21 protein-coding genes are annotated in these 19822 nt (G+C 46.3%); 16 read left to right on the top strand and 5 right to left on the bottom strand.

The annotated features are described in order from the left end of the window. Positions 1-249: 249 nt before the first annotated feature. Complete coding sequence (locus tag AC4EHB_RS11325) at positions 250-708, top strand: SRPBCC family protein (RefSeq protein WP_490981550.1); 459 nt, start codon at positions 250-252, stop codon at positions 706-708. Positions 709-766: 58 nt separating this feature from the next. On the opposite strand, the gene AC4EHB_RS11320 is transcribed toward AC4EHB_RS11325, so the two are convergent. Continuing rightward, positions 767-1633, bottom strand: a complete 867-nt coding sequence (locus tag AC4EHB_RS11320; RefSeq protein ID WP_490981549.1) for a GNAT family N-acetyltransferase — start codon at positions 1631-1633, stop codon at positions 767-769. 1446 nt (positions 1634-3079) lie between these two features. On the opposite strand from AC4EHB_RS11320, the gene AC4EHB_RS11315 reads away from it, so the two are divergent. Beyond that, entirely contained in the window at positions 3080-3352 is a 273-nt protein-coding gene (locus tag AC4EHB_RS11315; protein WP_490975957.1) for an RNA polymerase sigma factor, read from the top strand. A gap of 62 nt (positions 3353-3414) precedes the next feature. Here AC4EHB_RS11315 and AC4EHB_RS11310 read toward each other — a convergent pair whose 3' ends face one another. Beyond that, on the bottom strand, positions 3415-3948 hold the full coding sequence (locus tag AC4EHB_RS11310) for a DinB family protein (protein ID WP_490981548.1): 534 nt from the start codon (positions 3946-3948) through the stop codon (positions 3415-3417). 152 nt (positions 3949-4100) lie between these two features. On the opposite strand from AC4EHB_RS11310, the gene AC4EHB_RS11305 reads away from it, so the two are divergent. The 7 genes from AC4EHB_RS11305 to AC4EHB_RS11275 all read left to right on the top strand — a co-directional run bounded on the left by AC4EHB_RS11305 (position 4101) and on the right by AC4EHB_RS11275 (position 9259). Further along, on the top strand, positions 4101-5039 hold the full coding sequence (locus AC4EHB_RS11305) for a hypothetical protein (RefSeq protein ID WP_490981547.1): 939 nt from the start codon (positions 4101-4103) through the stop codon (positions 5037-5039). 110 nt (positions 5040-5149) lie between these two features. Then, on the top strand, positions 5150-6580 hold the full coding sequence (locus tag AC4EHB_RS11300; protein ID WP_490981546.1) for an FAD-binding oxidoreductase: 1431 nt from the start codon (positions 5150-5152) through the stop codon (positions 6578-6580). Further along, on the top strand, positions 6577-7140 hold the full coding sequence (locus tag AC4EHB_RS11295; protein ID WP_490981545.1) for an MFS transporter: 564 nt from the start codon (positions 6577-6579) through the stop codon (positions 7138-7140). Before AC4EHB_RS11300 ends, AC4EHB_RS11295 begins: the two co-directional genes overlap by 4 nt. Before the next feature lie 63 nt (positions 7141-7203). Beyond that, positions 7204-7950 (top strand): phosphatase PAP2 family protein, encoded by a 747-nt coding sequence (locus AC4EHB_RS11290; RefSeq protein WP_490975962.1) that lies wholly within the window; start codon positions 7204-7206, stop codon positions 7948-7950. Between the two features lie 27 nt (positions 7951-7977). Beyond that, positions 7978-8430 (top strand): putative immunity protein, encoded by a 453-nt coding sequence (locus AC4EHB_RS11285; protein ID WP_490975963.1) that lies wholly within the window; start codon positions 7978-7980, stop codon positions 8428-8430. 245 nt (positions 8431-8675) lie between these two features. Continuing rightward, on the top strand, positions 8676-8879 hold the full coding sequence (locus AC4EHB_RS11280; protein ID WP_490981544.1) for a helix-turn-helix transcriptional regulator: 204 nt from the start codon (positions 8676-8678) through the stop codon (positions 8877-8879). Next, the gene (locus AC4EHB_RS11275) at positions 8876-9259 is read left to right on the top strand and encodes a hypothetical protein (RefSeq protein ID WP_490981543.1); all 384 of its coding nucleotides are present in this window, start codon (positions 8876-8878) and stop codon (positions 9257-9259) included. The genes AC4EHB_RS11280 and AC4EHB_RS11275 overlap by 4 nt, the downstream gene beginning before the upstream one ends. Before the next feature lie 81 nt (positions 9260-9340). Here the strand turns inward: AC4EHB_RS11275 and AC4EHB_RS11270 are convergent, their stop codons facing one another. After that, entirely contained in the window at positions 9341-10558 is a 1218-nt protein-coding gene (locus tag AC4EHB_RS11270; RefSeq protein WP_490981542.1) for an EAL domain-containing protein, read from the bottom strand. Positions 10559-11180: 622 nt separating this feature from the next. On the opposite strand from AC4EHB_RS11270, the gene AC4EHB_RS11265 reads away from it, so the two are divergent. The 4 genes from AC4EHB_RS11265 to AC4EHB_RS11250 all read left to right on the top strand — a co-directional run bounded on the left by AC4EHB_RS11265 (position 11181) and on the right by AC4EHB_RS11250 (position 14251). Continuing rightward, positions 11181-11999: an alpha/beta fold hydrolase gene (locus tag AC4EHB_RS11265; protein WP_490981541.1), complete on the top strand. Its 819-nt coding sequence runs from the start codon at positions 11181-11183 to the stop codon at positions 11997-11999. 208 nt (positions 12000-12207) lie between these two features. Further along, entirely contained in the window at positions 12208-12792 is a 585-nt protein-coding gene (locus AC4EHB_RS11260) for an MEDS domain-containing protein (protein WP_490981540.1), read from the top strand. A 173-nt stretch (positions 12793-12965) separates the two neighbouring features. Further along, the gene (locus AC4EHB_RS11255) at positions 12966-13826 is read left to right on the top strand and encodes a PPK2 family polyphosphate kinase (protein WP_490981539.1); all 861 of its coding nucleotides are present in this window, start codon (positions 12966-12968) and stop codon (positions 13824-13826) included. Between the two features lie 224 nt (positions 13827-14050). Next, positions 14051-14251, top strand: a complete 201-nt coding sequence (locus tag AC4EHB_RS11250) for an FAD-dependent oxidoreductase (RefSeq protein WP_490981755.1) — start codon at positions 14051-14053, stop codon at positions 14249-14251. A 49-nt stretch (positions 14252-14300) separates the two neighbouring features. Here AC4EHB_RS11250 and AC4EHB_RS11245 read toward each other — a convergent pair whose 3' ends face one another. Next, the gene (locus AC4EHB_RS11245; protein WP_490975968.1) at positions 14301-14840 is read right to left on the bottom strand and encodes a hypothetical protein; all 540 of its coding nucleotides are present in this window, start codon (positions 14838-14840) and stop codon (positions 14301-14303) included. Positions 14841-15209: 369 nt separating this feature from the next. Between AC4EHB_RS11245 and AC4EHB_RS11240 the strand changes: the two genes are divergently transcribed. The 3 genes from AC4EHB_RS11240 to AC4EHB_RS11230 are packed head-to-tail and all read left to right on the top strand — an operon-like array spanning position 15210 to position 18455. Continuing rightward, entirely contained in the window at positions 15210-16169 is a 960-nt protein-coding gene (locus AC4EHB_RS11240; RefSeq protein WP_490976024.1) for a thiamine pyrophosphate-dependent dehydrogenase E1 component subunit alpha, read from the top strand. Positions 16170-16192: 23 nt separating this feature from the next. Beyond that, a complete protein-coding gene (locus AC4EHB_RS11235; protein WP_490975969.1) occupies positions 16193-17212 on the top strand; it encodes an alpha-ketoacid dehydrogenase subunit beta in 1020 nt (339 codons plus the stop codon). Between the two features lie 25 nt (positions 17213-17237). Then, on the top strand, positions 17238-18455 hold the full coding sequence (locus AC4EHB_RS11230) for a dihydrolipoamide acetyltransferase family protein (protein WP_490981538.1): 1218 nt from the start codon (positions 17238-17240) through the stop codon (positions 18453-18455). 85 nt (positions 18456-18540) lie between these two features. Here the strand turns inward: AC4EHB_RS11230 and AC4EHB_RS11225 are convergent, their stop codons facing one another. Beyond that, entirely contained in the window at positions 18541-19683 is a 1143-nt protein-coding gene (locus AC4EHB_RS11225) for a CapA family protein (RefSeq protein ID WP_490981537.1), read from the bottom strand. Positions 19684-19822: the final 139 nt, after the last annotated feature.

The following is a 19822-nucleotide window of genomic DNA, read 5'->3' as shown; positions in this document are numbered from 1 at the left end:
ACATGAAAAAACGTTGCAACGCTTCGCTAGCTTCGAGACATGAAAGTGCCTTGCCTAGCCCCTTAACTAGACTTCACTGGATAAGTTCTATAAGAAATTAAGAGAGTTTCAGGTATCCAGCTATTATTTCAACTTATGTAGTTACGATTACATCCTTATTCTGGCGCAGCCAGTGGATTCAGAGATGAAAAGGAGGGAAGGATAATTCTATGCCTAGGGTTCTGCATCTGAAACGAGGAGGCAAACATCATGTGGACGCTTGAAAAGAGCATAATTATCGACCGTCCGATTGAAGAGGTTTATGGATACGGAAGCAACCCAATGCTTTGGTATCAATGGTATGTTGGTCTGTCTGAACCGAAAAATATGAACGGTCAAGGTGAGCTTGGCACAAAAGCGGATTTCACTTACACCATGATGGGAATGCATATGCCGATTACTGTTGAAGTGAGCGAGAACAAGCAAAGCGGATTAGGCTATTCTTGGAAAGGCGAAGTCACCGGATCGATCACATCTCATCAGCACTGGACTTACATGAAGGAAGGGCGAGGCACAAAAGTTTCATACACCGAAGCATACGAAATGCCGAGCAGCCTTTTACGGAAAGTGGCAGATAAATTGATCATCCGCAAGCTTTTGGACAACGCGATGGAACAGACATTTAAGAACCTGAAGGATGTCTGCGAAGCCAATAAAATAAGTGCTTGAAAACAGCCAGCCCCCTTTAAAAGGGACTGGCTGTTATTCGTTTTGTTTGCAACTGTTCTTACAGTGGGCTGTTTTCTATACCGTACAAAACCCAGGCAGAAGGAAAGTCGAATCGATGCCCTTCAGGGAGGAGAGCCGCCTGGTCTTTCGTCAGCTCCATCCAAATGTCTGTTTCTTCGCCGTGTTCCGCTTTCAATTTCCGGTATTCAGTAGAAACCGTTTCCCATAAGCCATCCTGCTCCATAAGGTCATTCCACGGATAAATGGTATGGAGGTGATAATGGGCTTTAAAGTCATGTTGCAAAATCAGCACGCGGTCGCCCTCTCTGTTTTCAAAAAAAGACCATTTGGAAAGCTTATTATCGGAAAACAGGTCTTCCGAAGCCGGAAAAAGGTAATAGCATTCATAGGGAAACAAGTCGCCGGTTTTTGTGTACAATTTCTCGATCCATTGTTTTTTGCGCTCAAGGCTATGCACTTCGCTCCATGGAGCATCGCCTTTTTCCATCATGGAAACATCTGTACCGATAGCGCCGATCATCGGCTTGTATGGCTCTAGACCGAGTTTCTCCAGCACTCGCCGCGCTGGCAAGTTTTCCTCTTGTGTGTTTGCACCGATCCAACGGACATTTGGCCGTTTTTTGGCTTCTTCGATTACATAAGCCGTCAAGCGGGTGGCAAATGCTTGGCCGCGGAATCGGATGTCGCTGCGGATCCGCCCGATCATTGCGTAGCTGCCAGCAAAAACCGAGAGCCCGCATAGGCTCGTTAATTGCCCTTCGATGAACAAACCATACAGCTGGTGGCGTTCTGTTGAAGCGATGTCTTTAAAAATGCGTTTGACGTAATCGTCTTCTACTCCTGACTCCATGGCGTCAAAAGCTGGGAAATCTTCGGGTGATAATTTTCGAATGATCGGTTCCACGTGCGGACACTCCTGTCTAACTCAATATAATTCTATAATTGCATATTTTCGTGGGAATTCACAAATTTGAAAAGGTCTAGAGGCGTTTAATAAGGATAGGAGAATTGGAATGGGGATCAAATTAGGGATCAGTGGCTTCAACGGAATCACGAAAATTCACCATGCGCCAACTGGATGAGAATGGCGAAGTGATTGAAGTATGCGACAATCTGGTGTGCACATAAAAGACAGCAAAAGGCAGCCTCGCCACAGCGTCATTTTCCTGGACCTAATACGGCGAGTAAGACAATAGCACAATTCTGTACTGTAAAAAAAGACATCTTGAGAATTTATCACAGCGGTAAGCACCGGGTTGAAATCATCGCAGCGAAAGGCGAATGAGCTTTATACAAGGTGAAAGCTATGTAGACCAATGAAAACCAGATTCCGGCGGCGTCACCAATGCACTTATCAACTGTGTGAGATTGGACAAAGAACCGCTGGTCACTGGCGAAGACGCGCTGAAATCATTGTGGGTGATATTGGGGATTATGGAGCCAGCATAATCGGGATGCGTTGTAGACATCGAAAAAGAGCCTCTTCCAAATACTTAGAAGAGGCTCTGATAGGTCACCAGAACATCAGATTCAAGATGATGGTGAGCAAAATTGACAGAATAATGGATATGATGATGCTGCCCATACAAGACATGCGCATAGAAATCCCACCTTTTTAGTTATGGTTTCTGTTTACCTGTTTTGGAACCGAATCAAACAAATAGCGCAATTTGCCCAAAGGAGAGGGTAAAATGAATACAGACGACATCTAGAATGCAATGGTTGATCTGATAAGCAGCTTGGATTCTCCAACCGGCGATTCTGCCAAAGATGAAGCTTTTCTCCTGTTCCAGCTTCATTCGGCCATGGAGAGCGGAGTGCATGAAAGTTTCCTGAATTCGTTCGAAAAAAACATTGAAAGGATTGCCCCGGCTGTTTTTCCCTCTCAGTTTACGGAAAAGTTAGTGCACATCGGCTGCGCGGAGTATGCGGAAATCGAGAAGAAGTAGGGCTCGCCGTTATGGAAGGGCTATAAAGCGCTGGAAGACGGCGGCTCAGAAGAAGCGTTTTATATGCTCATCGAAAAGGCGGACAGGGAATCCGAAGCATTAAATCGCAGATTAATAGTTTAATGGAAACTTGTTTCGTAGGGGTGTATAAAAATTGTGGCAACAGCTAAAAGTATCGAACTCAAAATTTTAACGTAAACAGGATATGCCTACCCTGGCTTTTTCTGGATAATTAAAATAATAATAAAGAACCACTTAGTTATATAATTATGAACATTTTCATTAATTTATTTTTTTATTTCAAAAAATACCCTTATTTCGAGATATTTATGTTTATATAGATGATATTTATGTTTATATAGATATTGTATAAGAAAATAGAAATACTGGGGGTGGCAGATATGAGCATAGATGAACAATGGATCCGCAGGCTTGCGGAACGCGATAAACAAGCCTTATCGGAAATCTATGATCGCTACCATCTGCTAGTCTGGAATTTCGCGCGGCGGAACCAGGCTGACCAAGCTGCATGTGAAGAGCTGGTCCATCATGTTTTCAACCACCTTTGGGCAAGGCCTGAAGAATTCAAAAACGGACGGCAGCTGGCAATCTTGCTGATTGAATGCTGCAAGTCGAAAATGGCCATCGAGCAAAAAATGAAAAAATGCTGCTAGACAGCCAATAGTTAGGCAATGCAGCTTCCCTAAAAACGGAAAGCTGCATTTTTGGGCTGGCATCAGTCTGTCCTTTTTCGATAGATACCTAGATAAGCGGACCAAGGACCAACGTCATCTTTGTAGCGCTCTGCCATGACACGGACAATTTGGGAAATGTGAGTGAGGTCGTGGACGGTCCATGTTGCCAGCAGTTCTTTCAAGCGCACTGGTCCAAATTCAGGATGCATGCCGGTAAGTTCAAGTTGCTGCGCCGGATCGACAAGGCCCCAAAGTTTTTGAATATTGTCTTTTCGGAGCGTTTGGAATTCCAGGAGCAAGGCGTCGATTGAATGGGCTTTGGGGGTCTGGAGATGAGCAAATCGGTCGAACGGCGGAAAAGGCTCGCTTTCGCCTTTCTCCAAAATCATTTCCAACCGCGGCATCCAGTCCGAAATCTCCGCTTCAATCAAATGTCCGATGACTTCATAAGTGTTCCACGTCGCATCGCCTTCGTTGCATTGGAGCCAATCTTGAGACAGTCCTGATAAAAAAACTTCCAATGTGCGTGGCGTGCGCTCAAGTATTTCGATTGCTTCTTCAAAATCAAAATTCATGTAAATGTCCCCTTTCTTCATCTATGATTGATATGATTTTAATAGATAAAATGATAAATGGAAACCTATTGCTTTTCAATTTTTTCATGCGGCTATCGCAGCAGGCTTTGAATGCCTAGCTGCCGAAAATGGCAACGGAGAGAAGGGAAAATATGCGGAATGTGATTCTTGCCACATTGGTGGATACGGATGAAATCAGCCGCCTTTATTCGAAAGACCAGCATTTGCTGTTCGAAGGGATCAAGCAATCGCTGGCGGCACAGCTTGAGGGGCTTAGCCACAAAGATTTGCTTATGCTCAATAGTGTGAGGGGCGGTGAAGTGCAAGAGGCCTTGCAGCCGAAAGCGAACAAGAAGTATGCTAAAGCGCTGCTGGCATTTATAGCGAATAAAGAAATGGACGGCTTGTCAATCGACAGCTCTTTGACGCCATTGATCACAAAGACTGTAGAAGATGAATTCATCGCTTTTTACTCAAACGCCGGCAGGGTGGGAGAGGTGCTCTACAGCATGGAGAAGCGGCTTAGCGAAATCCGGGACGAACTTAAAATGCATGATGGTCTATACGACAACTTGGACATGCAAAAAGTCATGGAGCTGCGCGGCGGTTCTGGGCAGGCAGACAGCACCGTGAAATCAGCGCTTGGCGAGTTTTCGGCAGAGTCATTGGCGGGTGCGATCAAACAAGTGCTGTCGCTATTGAAAAAAGCATCCTATAAGGCAGTGATCGCAAATATGGGCAAGGCTGTGTTTTCATCGGGAATCGTATCTTTCATCAAACCGATTGTGCTGGCAGTGCTGGCGAAAGTCGGAATCGCAGCCATTGCGAAAGCAGCTGTCGCCAAGGCGTTATCGGTAATCATCGGTGTAGGTGCTGTGACAGCGAGTATTCCGGCGGCTTATGTACTGCTGCCCGTTATACTGGCTTTTCTCAGCTACGAGGCGTATACGCTGCCAAAAAAGCTTGGAGCTAAATTGCCGAAGGAAATAACGGCGAAGCTGGAAGCGGATTTCGAAGCGATTAATACGGCTATAACAGCGGAACTGGCGGAAAGCCTGCTGCAAGAGCTGGACAAATGGATTATGGACTGAAACGGCATCTTTCAAGATGCCGTTTTTTTATTGATGCCTTAACTAAGGTGTAGAGATTTGTGTAAAATAGAGAGTAAGGATTTTGCGGGAAGGAGACGGTCGAAGCAACCATGAAAACTTATTTAATCGCCGGCATCTACCTATGCGTGCTCGGCTTGTCGGCGTTCATCTATTTCAGCGGCCTGCAAGGAACGGAGACCAGCAGCCATAACCGGCTGTTGCCGGTCGAAATCAAAGCTGTAAAAGCAGGGACCAGCGAAGAAGGCATCCGCGAGATTGTGTTGGACGCCAATAAGAAAGGCGACAAGATTTCGATTGCGGGGATGCAGCATAGCCAAGGCGGACAAACGCTATACCCAAATGGGATTCTACTTGATATGAAACCATATAACCGGATCCTTGGTTTTGATAAGAAGGCAAAGACGATTACCGTCCAAAGCGGGGCGACGTGGAATGATATCCAGCACCACATCAATCCGCACGGCCTGTCCTTGAAAGTCAGCCAATCGCAGAACATTTTCACCATTGGCGGCTCGCTAAGCGTCCAGGCACACGGGCTCGATATCCGTAATGGCGGCATGATGGACTCGGTCGTATCGCTGCGGATGCTGAATGCAGAAGGCGACATCATTGAATTGAGCGCCTCGGAAAAACCGGAATTGTTCCAAGCCGTCATCGGAGGCTACGGCCTGTTCGGCGTCATACTTGATGTTACATTAGAGCTTGTGGATGACGAATTATACGAGGTCAGTACAGAACTGTTCGATTACAAGGATTACAATCGCTATTTTCAGCAACAAGTACTGGGGAATCCGGCAACCAAAATGCACTTGGCGCGGATTTCGATTTCACCTGAAGGCTTAATGGAAGACATGTATGCCATCAATTACAGTTTAGCTGACGGACAAGATAAACTTTCGGAGTACAGCGCACTGAAAGAGGAAAAGCTGATTGCAGCGCCGAAGCTGCTGCTCGGGATTTCCCGCTTGAATAGCGAAGGCAAGAAATTATTTTGGAATTCACAAAAAACTTATATCCGGACAATTGATGGCAAACTCATATCTCGCAATAATGCAATGCGTTCTGATTCCGAATTCATGGAATACAGCAACTCTGCAAAAACCGAGATTCTGCAGGAATACTTTGTGCCTGTGGACGAGTTTGCCAGCTATATCGAAGAACTGAAAACACTGCTCGAGCAGGAAGAAAACTTCAATCTGCTCAATGTCACAATCCGCTATACCAGCCAGAACGATAAGGCCGTGCTGTCGTATGCGAGGGAAGACATGTTCTCGCTGGTGCTGCTGGTCAACCAGGAAGTGGACGCCGAAGGCATAGCCGAGACGGGACGTGTCGTCCGCGAGATGATAGACCTTACGCTGGACCATGGCGGAACTTATTATTTGCCGTATTACGGCTATCCGACCCAAGAACAGATGGCGCGCTCCTATCCCCGGGCGGAAGAATTTTTTGATTTGAAAGACCGCTTTGATCCGGAGCACCGCTTCCTAAATATGTTTTATGAGGAGTATCGGCAATGAACTATAAAAAATTTATTCAATACCAAGGCATGGTCGGCATGGCATCGACCATGATTTTCCCGTTCTATATCTTGCTGCTGAAAAATGCTGGCACCAGCTACGCCCAATTCGGTTGGGCTTACGGGCTCTTCGCGCTCACAGCTGCTATCAGTTATCCGCTAATTGGCAAAGCCGGCGACCGGATTGGCGACAAAACACTGCTTAGTGTCTATTCGTGGGGAATGGCACTAACGCTGCTGTTTTTCCCGCTGGCCACAGAAATATGGCATGTTTATGGACTGCAAGTGGTGATGGGGCTTTTAGGAGCTGTCCAGAAAAATTCGGAAAAGGCCATTTTGGCGCGCTATGTCGATAAGCAGACAGCGGGCAGACAAATCGGCAATTATCATACTTGGACATCGATTGCGGCAGCTATTGCAGTGATCGGAACCGGCTATCTTGTAGACTTTATGACCATCGCGAGCATATTTTATATCGCTTCGGTTGCATTTGCTTTGAGCGGGTTGTTAGCGTTGAAAATGCCAGCAGCTGAAACGGCTCCGGCGTTTTTGGAAAAATAACGAATATCTCTTATCTGGCGGGGTATATACTAATCAGTTCACATAAAATTTAGGAGCGATCAGATGATAAATGAAAATACGAAAATCGGTATCACGGTGCTGTTGCTTGCTGCGGGGCTTGGATTTTCAACTTTATTTATCGTGTTGTTTTCCGAAATAGCAGAAGAAGCGATGGAACAGGAAACCTGGCTATTCGACTCAGCCATCATCGGTTTTTTCCAGTCAATTGAAAGTTCTGTACTCGATGGCTCCATGATTGCCACGACTGAAATGGGATCTGTGTGGTTCTTGACGGCATTCTCGTTAGTAGTGATCAGTTTGTTGTGGTTCAAGGAGCGAGATAAGTGGGGGATTCTGTTTTTCCTGATTGCGGTAGGCGGCGGGGGCTTATTGACCAAATTGCTAAAGAATTTATACGAACGGGAACGGCCGTCGATCAATCCGGAAATAGATGCAATTGGTTTCAGTTTTCCAAGTGGCCATTCGATGGGCTCGGTCATCTTTTACGGCTTCGTCATATACTTGGTTTTGCGGAGCCGGAAGAGCGAGCTGTTCAAAGGGCTCGCCATTAGCATGATGGGTGTGCTCGTCGTTTTAATCGGCATCAGCCGCATTTACCTTGGGGCGCATTTCCCGAGCGACGTAATGGCTGGCTTTATCGCCGGAGCCATTTGGCTGATTTTGAGCATCTTGGCGCTGGAGTGGATCCAGTGGCAAAGTATGAGCTCGGTGAGGCCAGTACACGATATCCGGGATTTCCTGGCAAAAATGCTCAAAGGCACATTGAAGAAATTCAATGTCCTTAAATAACAAAATCAATCCTAAGGTGGAATGGATATGTCACAGCAACAATTTACAGATACAGAAACCAAAGAGGAAATTGAGAAGTTGCTTGAGCAGACAGATCACCAAACAGCTGTCGGCTGGGCAGCGGACTGTGCAGAGCACGTTTTGAAGAATTTTGAAGAGCTGCATCCGCAAGATAAGCGCCCCAGAAAAGCCGCTCAGGCATGCCGCGCTTGGGTAGCAGGCAGTATTAATGTGCGTGAAGCCAGGAGTGCAGCGTTTGATACCCATGCGGCAGCGCGTATGAGTGGAAATGAAGCGGCAATCGCGGCAGCGCGTGCAGCAGGGCAAGCGATTTCAACAGCCCACCTGTTTGGCCATGCTATACATGCTTCTACATATGCAGTGAAATCTGTGGCGTGTGCCAGTGGATTTGACGCTCAAGCCATTGCTGATGAACGGAATTGGCAGCGTGACCGCTTGATTGAATTGCAAAAGAAATAATTGAAAAAGCGCAAAGCTTGTGAGCTGCAGCGTGCTCTTTTCCTATCGCAAACAATAGAAATTTATTTGGAAATGACGATCAAATTGAGAAATCAATTTGATCGTCATTTTTTCGCATATGAACTGATTGTTTTTAACAAAGGCTAAAAATTTGGTGTAATGTAAAGTAGGCTTGACATTCGAAAGTAATGTAAAGTATGCTTTACTTTAAGTGGAGCGAGATTTACTGGCAGGGTGGGAATTAAATGAAAAATCATATTAAATTGTTACGGGTAAAACATAGTTTAACTCAAGATCAATTAGCCGAAGTTTTAGGGGTTTCCAGGCAGACAATCATATCGTTGGAAAAAGAAAAATACAATCCATCGATAATGCTTGCGTTTAAACTAGCCGAAGTTTTCAAATGCAGCATTGAAGATATCTTTATATATGAAGGAGGTGCAGAATGAAAAAAGCCCGTGAAAATCAGCTCACTTATTTATTTACAGGCATATTGATGGTCACGATGGGCATTTATTTAAACTATCGTTATATAATCCAACTGGCATTTCCGGAAAGTATTATGATTTTCTTTTTGGGAACGAGTTCGTTGATGATGTCGTATTTATCGCCGCATTTATTTCCTAAAGATGAGCGATCAACTGAAATTATTGGCAAAAGCATGAGTATAAACTACTTCGTGCTATTCGGTACCATTACGGTATTATTTATTCTGACGGCTTCTTTCGCACCTGTTGTGTTAACAGCAGCACAAGTCTTGATTATTTTATTCTGCATTATGTGTACTTCAATACCGTTAACAATGATTTTTTATGCAAACAAGATATAGGAATCGATCAGATTTTTCAGCAGACTGGGCGATTTATTTTGACATTGAAAAAGCGCAAAGGGCATGATGCCCTTTGCGCTTTTATTGCATAAAAAGAAAGTCGTTTTCATAAATGAATGAATAACTGATATCGATGTACAGGAAATAGTCGCCTGGCAGTGGGTAGCTGAATGTCCGGACAGTTTGGCCTGTCTCGATATCTGAATAGGTGTCAGATAAGATGCCTTTATGCCAAGTCTTCATGTGCATGACGTTCTCTAGGAAATACGGGCGGAAAGCCCAGTTTGCACCTTGCACTTGAGGTTCGATTTCCCAAGTGCCGCCGCGATTTCTGAAGTTTGAAGACACTTGCAGGCCATCGCTGCCACAGATGTACATACGGAAACTTTCTGTAGTGAACGGTTCGAGCAGCGATTCGATAAACCCTTCGGATTGTTCGGGCCCTTGCCATTTTGGCAGCAGCTTCTTCACTTTTTCCTCACATTCGGCGGTGAAACGGAAACGGCCTTCGATCAGTGATTTTTCACGCTGAACGAATTCCCACACATTGTTTCCGACATCGAGCTGCAAAGCACCTGTCGGAAGGGGACTGAAAGAAGGTTTTGCCAGATAAAAGCCTTGGTAATAATGGCCGCCATGCTTCCAGGCAAAATAGAGCTGGTTCTTATCCTCAATGTTTTCATATGCCAACTTCGCCCCGATGCGCCGGGCTAGTAGCGACAACGAATAAATGATGTCTTCAAAGATGTCTGGATTATTATTTCGGGTGATGCCGGTATTGATTTTCAAGATATTCGGACGCAGCTGCCGGATGCGGTCGATGTTCGAGCTTTTCGCGCCGACGTGGTCGACCGCAATTTGGATACCATAGGTTTTGTAATAAAGGAGCAGATGGCTCAGCACATCGAAATCCTCGTCAAAGTCGTGTTCGGTGATTTCCAGCACGATGCGGTCCATTGGAAATCCTTTGGCTTCAAATTCATGCAGGCTGTTGAGAAAATCCTCTCCGCCATTGGCCAGCAGCTGCTTCGCATTGCGGTTGATGAATAATACACCGTCAGACCGGGCTTCGAGCATTTGGCCGACTGCTTGTTGGAGCAGCTTTCGGTCGACGTCGATTTTGAAGTCGTCCGGCACGTCTGCGTCTTTGAAAAATTCCGCAAGGCTGAGCCATTCGTCATTTTCCTCAAACCGGCCAAGCAACTCGTAGCCGATGACCGCATGCGTGACTGCGCTGATGATAGGTTGAAAAGCCGGCTTTAATTTTTGGGGATTCTCAATAATATATAGTGGATCCAAATCGCATCCTCCTTTGCGGCAATGGCATTACATGATTATGAACAAGTAAAGGATTACCCTGATGATCATCACAGCGAGCATAGAAAAAATTAATGTAATGTGCAGATTTGATGGATAAAAGTTTTCATTGATAATTTGCAGACTTTATTTCTTGTAGTTTTGGGTAGCGGAAAAAGATGATTGCCAGCTCGAAAATACAAGCAAAAATGTCGAGGGCAATCGTAAAGAGATCAACAAACTGGTTGCGAATAACTCTCATTGTAAAATGAAGGCTTGTCGCTAGAAATCCAACACCAACGATGGAAATCCCCGTTCGGATTCAGGCAAGGTAGGTGCGTTCATTCGCAAGATGCTGCTGGGTATAAAGTGGCTGGCTTATCCGTTCTGGATTTGAACGCCGTGCCATCTGTTCCGCTCCTTTCCCTAATATGCATTTTAATAATTGTGCCATTGCGACAAAGCTTATGCAAGAGGACGGACTGGGAAACAAAAGTGACAGATGCCGTATATCCTGAAATAACGGGTGATATTAAAATTGACTTCTGAAGAAAGTGAATTGTTTAAAAATAACGGACAAGGGAATTGATAAAAACAAGGTGAAAAAATGAGGAGGAATTTCAAATTGGGACATTACATTGAAGTTGAAGCAGGCGTAAAGGTTTATGCAGAAGATATTGGCATAGGACAGCCAGTGGTCTTTATCCACGGCTGGCCATTAAACAGCAAGTCTTTTGAATCCCAAGTCGGTGAACTGGCGGTCAATAATTTCCGTTTTATCGGCATCGATCTGCGTGGTTACGGAAAGTCAGACACCCCCTGGTCCGGTTATGATTACGATACCGCGGCAAGCGACGTCAAAGCGGTCGTCGATCATTTGAAACTCGACAATTTCGTGCTAGCAGGATTTTCGATGGGTGCGCCGATTGCAATCCGCTACTTGACGAAATATGGCCAGGACAATGTCGATAAGCTCCTATTGATGGGTCCGGCAGCGCCGTTGTTTACACAACGGGACGATTTTAAAATCGGCATGCCCCCTTCAGGTGTAGACGATATCATCAAGCAGCTGAAAACTGACCGCCCACTTTTCATATCAAAATTTGCAGACATGTTTTTTGAACAGAAAAAAACACCGGAGTTTCTTCATTGGTTCCAGACCTTGGCCTTAGAAGCCGGTGCGCATTCCACTATCCTTTCTGCAATTTCCTTGCGGGATGAAGATCTGCGCGATGAAATCGCTGGCATCTCCTTGCCGACAGCCATTTTCCATGGCAAAAAAGATAAAATTTGCGCGTTCGAACTGGCAGAAGTCCTACAAAAAGAAATTCCGAATTCTGTACTTGTACCTTTTGAAAACAGCGGACACGGCATAAACGCTGATGAACCTGACAAATTCAATTCAGAAATGATCAAGTTCCTGAAAAGCAGCGGCGTCGCGTAAAATGTAAGGCAGCTCACTAGCTGCCTTTTATTTATGTCTAAATCAGACGCTGGCTGGCAAAAAAACATCAGCTCTCAAACCGCCAACTCAAAAAAGTATCATAAGCAAGGAGGAACCTGTATAGTGATGAAGAGCTTTTTTCTTATTTGCATTTCTCTGATGCCCATAAGTGAATAGCTTATGAGACTAGCTGAGGAGGACCTCGATTATGAAAGAAAATGCAAAAGAAATGAGCGAAGGATTGCAGCGTAAAAAGACTGGACACATATTTTATTATTCCAATGATTTGGATAAATACGTTGAGAATGCAATTTCATATATTGTTTTTGGCATCAAACAAGGGGATTATGTGCTGTTAGTCGAAAATACGCGTATTTACCCGCTGATCCGCAAGGAGTTGGAACACCGTCTAACAATAGCGGAACTAGAAAAGGTGCTGTACATCGATAATTTCGAATTTTATTGGCGCAACAACAATTTCCATCCGCGGACCATCATGAATCATTTCAACGAAGTAGCGGGCCCGCTGCTCGAAAGCGGCAACGAAATCCGGACGTGGGGACATATTGAATGGGGTGTGCAAGAAGACATCGAACGTGAAATTGTGGAATACGAAAAAGAATTGGACACGATCGTGAATGAGAAGGATGCAGTGTCCGTTTGCGCGTACAACGCTTCCAAAGTCTCTGATTCTTTAAAGACTAAATTGATGGCAGTCCATGGATTGTATATGACTGATGAAAAAGTGCATGCACTGGCTTTGAATAGAACTCAAAAATCGGACACCTTTTGAAATCTTAGGATTTCAAAAGGTGTTTTTATGTCGAATTTAAGGCTGTCCATAAATGTAAGCTGAATTATCAGCGGTCCGTTCGTTTGTATGGGAGGAGAAGGGGTATTTAGTCTATAGGCATACATCGGCCAAGACTAATTAGTACTTGGATATAGGAAGAATGGAGGATGATCATGGATATAGAGAAATACTTAGTGAAACAGAACGAAAATGTAGAACTGTCCCAATATCCGACGTCTGAAGAAACGCGATTCAGCGATGAGGAATTATGCGACCGCCTCATTCCGGAAACACTGGAGAAAATGAAAAAGCTTCATATGAAAATGCACGCAGAGGAAGAGAAAGGGATTGTTGTTGTCCTGCAGGCCATGGACGCTGCCGGCAAAGACGAAGCCATTACGTACATTTTTTCAAAATTGACGGCTCAAGGGCTGAAAGTCTCTTCTTTTAAAAAGCCGAGCGAGAAGGAACTGGCGCATGATTATTTGTGGAGATTCCGCGAAGGGCTGCCTTCCCGAGGGCAGATCGGTATTTTTAACCGCTCGTATTACGAGGAAGTGATTGCGCCGCGCGTCCACAATTTGCTGCGGGATACCCCGTTGCCGAACGACTTGATAGACGATGATATCTGGATGACGCGCTACCGCCAAATCAATGACTTTGAGCGATATTTGACGGAAAATGGCTTCCCGGTAGTAAAATTCTTTTTCAACATGTCAAAAGAAGAGCAGAAAAACCGATTGCTCGAACGCATGAAGGATCCGGAAAAGAACTGGGAGTTTTCTTTTAGCGACGTAGAGGAACGGGAGCATTGGGACGGCTACCAAAACATTTTTGAGGAAATGTTGAACAATACGTCTACCGAGCATGCGCCGTGGTACGCGCTCCCTGCTGACAACGAATGGTTTTCGCGCTATATTGTCGCAGAAGCGATGGTTAAGGTATTGGAGAACGTCGATCCGAAATTCCCGGAAATTTCGGGCGAAGAGCGTGAAAAGTTGGACAAAGCAATTAAAAAACTGGAACAGGAATAAGCTTGAGAACTGCCGCCCTATCCTCGGATACGGTGGCTTTTTGTTGGCTGCTGTAAATTTTTTGTGTAGGTTTTGTATAGAGAATAAAGAAGGTAAATGGAAAGGAAATCGATGAAACGGGGAAATCGCGTAAACTTACATAATGGAGAAATGTATTGGAGTACGACCGAATATAAAGAAATGCGCAAGAACGACAAAAAAAGCCAGCGGCTAAGTTCGATGTCATTAAAGTCGGCGGCGGGATGTCGGGAGCGCTCAGCGCGTATACGATGAAAAAACAAGGGCTTTCACTCGCGCTGATTGATAAGGACAAAATCGGCCACAGCCGCACTTCAGCGAATACAGGGCTGCTGCCAGACTCCAACGCCATCATGCTCCACGGTGGATCGAATCCGCTTGCCTGGTTATTGAAAATCGGACGTTGATGTACATAGAAAAAGGCGGATTCCAAGGACTTGGATCCGCCTTTTGGCGTTATTTAACGGCGCATGCATTGGGTCCCCATTCGGCATGGGTCATGCCAGTGCTCGCCCAGTGAATTTGGTTCAGGACTTTATAAGAGCCGGGTGGCAAATTGCTGAATGCTACTGAACTAATGATGTTATTGGTCGACGAGCTGCGCCAACCGGCTTTCAGGTTCGGATTAAAACCGTAAGGCGTGACGTAAGCATATGCTGGATAATTCATCGATGACCATTGGACGTATTGCTGGCCGTTGAAGCGGTAGAGAATTGGATTCCAAAACACCGTATCAGTGGACCGGCCATCCCACGCAACTGCCGATCTTGGCGTATAGGCCCGTACAATCCCCTTGCCGCTGCTATAAGCGCCTGCACAGGAAATTCCGCGGACTTGATGGGATGGCCAATTGCCTTCTCCGTTATGCGCAGCTGCGGGTTCAGCCGCGAAATTCATACCGAACATTAAAGAAGAGGCGAGCAGAATCTTCATTCCCATTTTAGATGGCCGTCTCCGGCGAATCTTTTCATCTGTGAAAGGGTTGTTTTTATCCATGATCGTTGCCTCCTTGGAATCCTGATTAACTGTGCCTGAAGGACCGTTAGATAGTTCCGAAGATTCAGATTACTATTATCTTATCATATAATTACTACAGAGAGCCAATAAAAATTAAAAAAAAAGCAAAAAAAGTTGTTTTAATTGAAATGATAGAGCTGAAATATCTTGTAAAGCGCATGGCATGAGCATTTCATTTTATCGGAATATTGACAATATAGTGAAAAAGGCTACTATATTAAGTAGAAAAAACTTTGGCTAAGACATCGGATTTTAAAGGAATAGGGCTCATTAATCTGAAAAGGAGGAAGAGATTTGACTACTTTCGAAGAAAAACAGCCTGCCGTGTCTGTGGAAAAATTGAAATGGATGTATGAAATGATGGCAAAGAGCCGTTATTTCGAAGATCAGATGGTGGAAGTCTACACTGAGGGCAAGACGCCAGTCTTTAATATCGGTGCAGGACCTGTGCCAGGGGAAATGCATTTATCGACTGGACAGGAGCCTGCGGCTGTAGGTATTTGCGTGCACTTGACGAAGGAGGATACAGTGACCGCGCCGCATCGTCCGCACCACCATGCCATCGCAAAAGGCGTCGATCTGAAGAAAATGACCGCTGAAATGTTCGGCAAAGAAACGGGGCTGGGCAAAGGGAAAGGCGGACACATGCATTTGTTCGACCCTGCCGTGAAATTCTCCTGTGGCGGAATTGTCGCCGCGGGCATTCCGCATGCCGTCGGAGCCGCAATGGCTGCGAAGATGCAAGGCAAGGATTGGGTAGCTGTCGCATTCATCGGTGAAGGGGCAGCAAATGCCGGAGCGTTCCACGAATCGCTGAATTTGGCGGCTGTCTGGAATTTGCCGCTCATTCTTGTCATCGAAGATAATTCTTACGGAATTTCTGTGGCGAAAAAGGCGGCAACCGCGGTTGAAACGAATGATCTTCGCGCTCATGCATATGGCATCGCAGGGGCACATGTCAAAGGCAATGATCCAATTGCAATGTATAAAGTTTCTGAAGAAGCTGTGGCACGAGCACGCAACGGACAGGGACCGACGATTATCGAAATTGAAACGTACCGGTTCCTCGGCCATTTCCAAGGAGATCCGGAATTGTACCGTGATAAGGCAGAAGTGCCGGGGTTGCGTGACCAGGACCCAATATTGAAACTGCGAAATAGCCTCGTCGAAGCGAAAGGCGCAACTGAAAAAGAATTGCAGAAAATCGAAAAACGGGTCAAACAGGAAGTGGACGAAGCCTATAAATTTGCACGCGACAGCAACTATCCAGCGCCTGAAGCCGCACTGGATGATGTGTTCTCATCTTAAATTCAGAAAGGGGTCTATTCCGAATGGAAACGGCGAAAAAAAGAATACTGACGGGCAATAAGGCGATGGCTGAAGCAATCGCGCTTGAGATGGAGCGGGACCCGAAAGTCTTTGTACTAGGCGAAGATATTGGGAATTACGGTGGGATTTTCGGTTCGACACAAGGCCTTATTGAGAAGTTTGGAAAGGAACGTGTGCTCGATACCCCGATTTCCGAAACCGCGTTCATTGGAGCAGCAATCGGCGCGGCGGCGGAAGGGATGCGTCCGGTTGTTGAGCTGATGTTCGTGGACTTTTTTGGCGTCTGTATGGATCAAATCTACAACCATATGGCCAAAATCCAATACATGTCCGGAGGCAATGTGAAATTGCCGATGGTGCTGATGACAGCAGTAGGCGGCGGCTATAACGATGCCGCGCAGCATTCGCAGACGCTGTACGCGACGTTCGGCCATATGCCAGGCTTGAAAGTGGTCGCACCGTCTAATCCATACGATTTAAAAGGCATGATGACTTCGGCGATTCAAGACGACAACCCAGTTGTGTTCATGTTCCACAAATCGCTGCAGGGCCTGGGCTGGATGGAACAGCTTGATGTATCAGCGGCGCACGTGCCTGAAGAATCTTACACGGTACCGCTTAACAAGGCAAAAGTGGTGCGCGAAGGCAAGGACGTGACGATTGTGGGCATTCAGATGACGGTGCATCAAGCTATGGAAGCGGCTGAACGCCTCGCCGAAGATGGCATCGACGCCGAAGTGATCGATTTGCGGTCGATTGCGCCAATCGATAAAGAGACGATCATTGATTCGGTCAAGAAAACTCACCGTTTGTTTATCGTCGATGAAGACTATAAATCATACGGCATGACAGCAGAAATAGCTGCAATCGCTGCGGAGGAAGCGTTTTATGAACTTGAAGCGCCGATCCGCCGGTTGGCGAATCCGGATGTGCCGATTCCATACAGCCGTCCACTTGAGCAATTTGTGCTGCCGAATGCGAACAAAATCTATGAACAAGTGAAGGATTTGATGAACGAATAACAACATAGGTACAGGAGGCGTTGGGATGTTTGAAGTGAAGCTGCCGAAGTTAAGGGATGATGTAGAGGAGAGCCTGGTCGTCGTCTGGTTTGTGTCCGAAGGTGATGCCGTTGAAAAAGGCGATCGCCTGGTAGAGGTGCAGACCGAAAAAGAGGTCTCGGAACTGGATGCGGAAGAGAGCGGGAAGGTGAAAGAGATTATGGTGAATCGCGGAGAGTCGGCCAAAGTGGGTGAGGTCCTGGCATTGATTGATACGGAAGGCAGCCCAAAGCCGATTCCTGTGAAACAGAAAGCGGCAGTGAAAAAAGTGGAGGCGCAGGATGCTTCTAAAGGCACGAAACCGGAAGTGCAAAAAATTACGAAGCAGGTGCCCCAAAAAGAAGAGGGTGCTGGTGAAGAAGTGCCGAAGATGGTGCGTATCGCACCAGGCCTCCGGAAATTGGCGAGGGACCTCGAAGTCGACCTCGGCCAAGTCAGCGGCACGGGCAGAAACGGCAACATAACCGGGGATGATATCCGCAATGCGGCTAGCCCGCCAGCAGAAGCGAGCGCTGAAAAAGCGGAGGCAGAAGGTACGATTCCGCTGTCGGGAATTCGGGGAACGATTGCGCGCCGGATGATGGAAAGCCTTCAGCAAAGTGCGCAGCTTACCGAAACGGCTTGGGCGGACGTTACTAAACTGGTGTCCAAGAAAGAAAAGCTTGGCGACGCTGTCGGTTGGACCGCGCTCCTTGCGAAGGCGGTTGCTCAAGCATTAAGTGCACATCCTCACATGAACGCCCATATCACAGACAATAAAATCGAGCCGAGAAGTGAGATCAATCTTGGATTTGCGGTCGATACGGAGCAAGGGCTGCAAGTGGCTGTCGTGCAGGAAAGCGATAAAATGCCAACTGCTGAACTGCATGCAAAACTTGTGGAGCTTGCGGAAAAAGCACGTGGCGGAAAGCTTGTCAACACGGAAAGCAGCGGCAGTACCTTCACCATCACTAGCCTGGGCGGATACCGCGTCCAATTTTTCACGCCAATCATCAATCCGCCCGAAATTGCTATTCTCGGCATCGGACGGATTGAAGATCATTTGGTGCTTGAAAAAGGCAAGGTACATGTTCGGAAACGGCTGCCGCTCAGTTTGACTGTAGACCATCGCGCTGTTGACGGCGCGCCGGCTGCGAAATTCCTGGACGAATTGATTTCATTGCTGGAAAAACCGAAGTTGTTTCTGGAGAAGAAAAAAGAATAGTAGAAGAAAGCCGTCCGCTTGGACGGCTTTTTTATGTGGCTGAAGCAATAAAATGCCAAAAAAATAAGCAGCCGCAGCTGCTTTATTACTCAATGAATTTCATTTCCGGCACCCAAATCGACATATGTTTTTTTGCTGCGCCATTCAAGTTAGCATCGACATTTTTCAGGAGGTCAACTTCGAAATCCTGCAAATTGGTATTGCGCACAAATGTCGGTGTAAATGCCGGGTCTTTCAAGGTGATTATTTTTCCGTCGGCGTTCTCTCTCTTCTCGACTTCCAGATGAAGGATGCCGCCGATTTTTCGTTCGAGTATGTCCTGGCCGGAAAGGAAATTGCCGAGCGAGTAAACGGCGAATACCTTCCGCCCATCACTTGCCTCAATCCATTCGGCCGGCTGCAAAACATGCGGGTGATGACCGATGATGATATCCGCGCCATTGTCAGCTGAAAAATGCGCCAAGTCAATTTGTTCAGCGTTCGGCATATTTTCATATTCGACACCGAAATGCAGGCTGAGGACAACGACATCCGATTGGGCTCGTGCTTGCGCCAGGTCTTGTTGGATAACGTTCTTATCGATGCGCTTCACTAAGTAGTCTTTGCCTGCGGGCGTCAAAACGCCGTTGGTGCCGTACGTAAACGATAGGAACGAGAAAGTGATGCCGTTCTTCGTAATAGTGGTGATTTCATTGCGTTGCGCAGCGGACAGATATGAGCCGGTGTGTTTGATGCCGATTGAATGCCAATAAGTCACCGCGTTTTCGATTGCTTTGACGCCGCGATCAAGGGTGTGGTTATTGGCCATTGAAACGACATCAATACCGGCGTTTTTCATTGCGTCGCCCACTTCATAGGGGCTGTTGAAGGATGGATAGGTGGATACACCAATTTCACTGCCGCCGATGATGCTTTCCGAGTTCGCGATGGTGATATCGGATTGGCTGAGGAACGGGGCCACTTTTTCGAACATTGGATTGAAATCATAGCCGTTCGCTGTTTGCGCGTCTTTGTAAACAGTGCCGTGGATCAGAACATCGCCGATTGCTGAAATTGAAGCTGTGCGGGTACGGCTTATTTCCGCGGGAATGATGTTCGACGGTGCATTACGGGTGCCGAAATCACCGGTATTTGCCTCTAAAACCGCGGCTTGTTCTGGTGCACAGCCGGTGAGCGCCAAGCCGGAAAACATCAAAGCGGTGATGAAAACTCTGCAACGCGACTTCAATTTACGTACCCCCGTTCAATTTGCCTTTCGAATGAGAAATTTACTAGAATGTTGGATGCTTAAGGTTAACTGTCTAAATATTGTACTTTATTTATGCTTAACTAACTAGTTAATTTTAATCGTAAAAGGGATATTGAAT

It is taken from the genome of Planococcus sp. TJ-302 (assembly GCF_058268455.1).
Note: the sequence above shows the minus strand (reverse complement) of the source record. Positions and strands in the feature narration are given on the sequence as shown.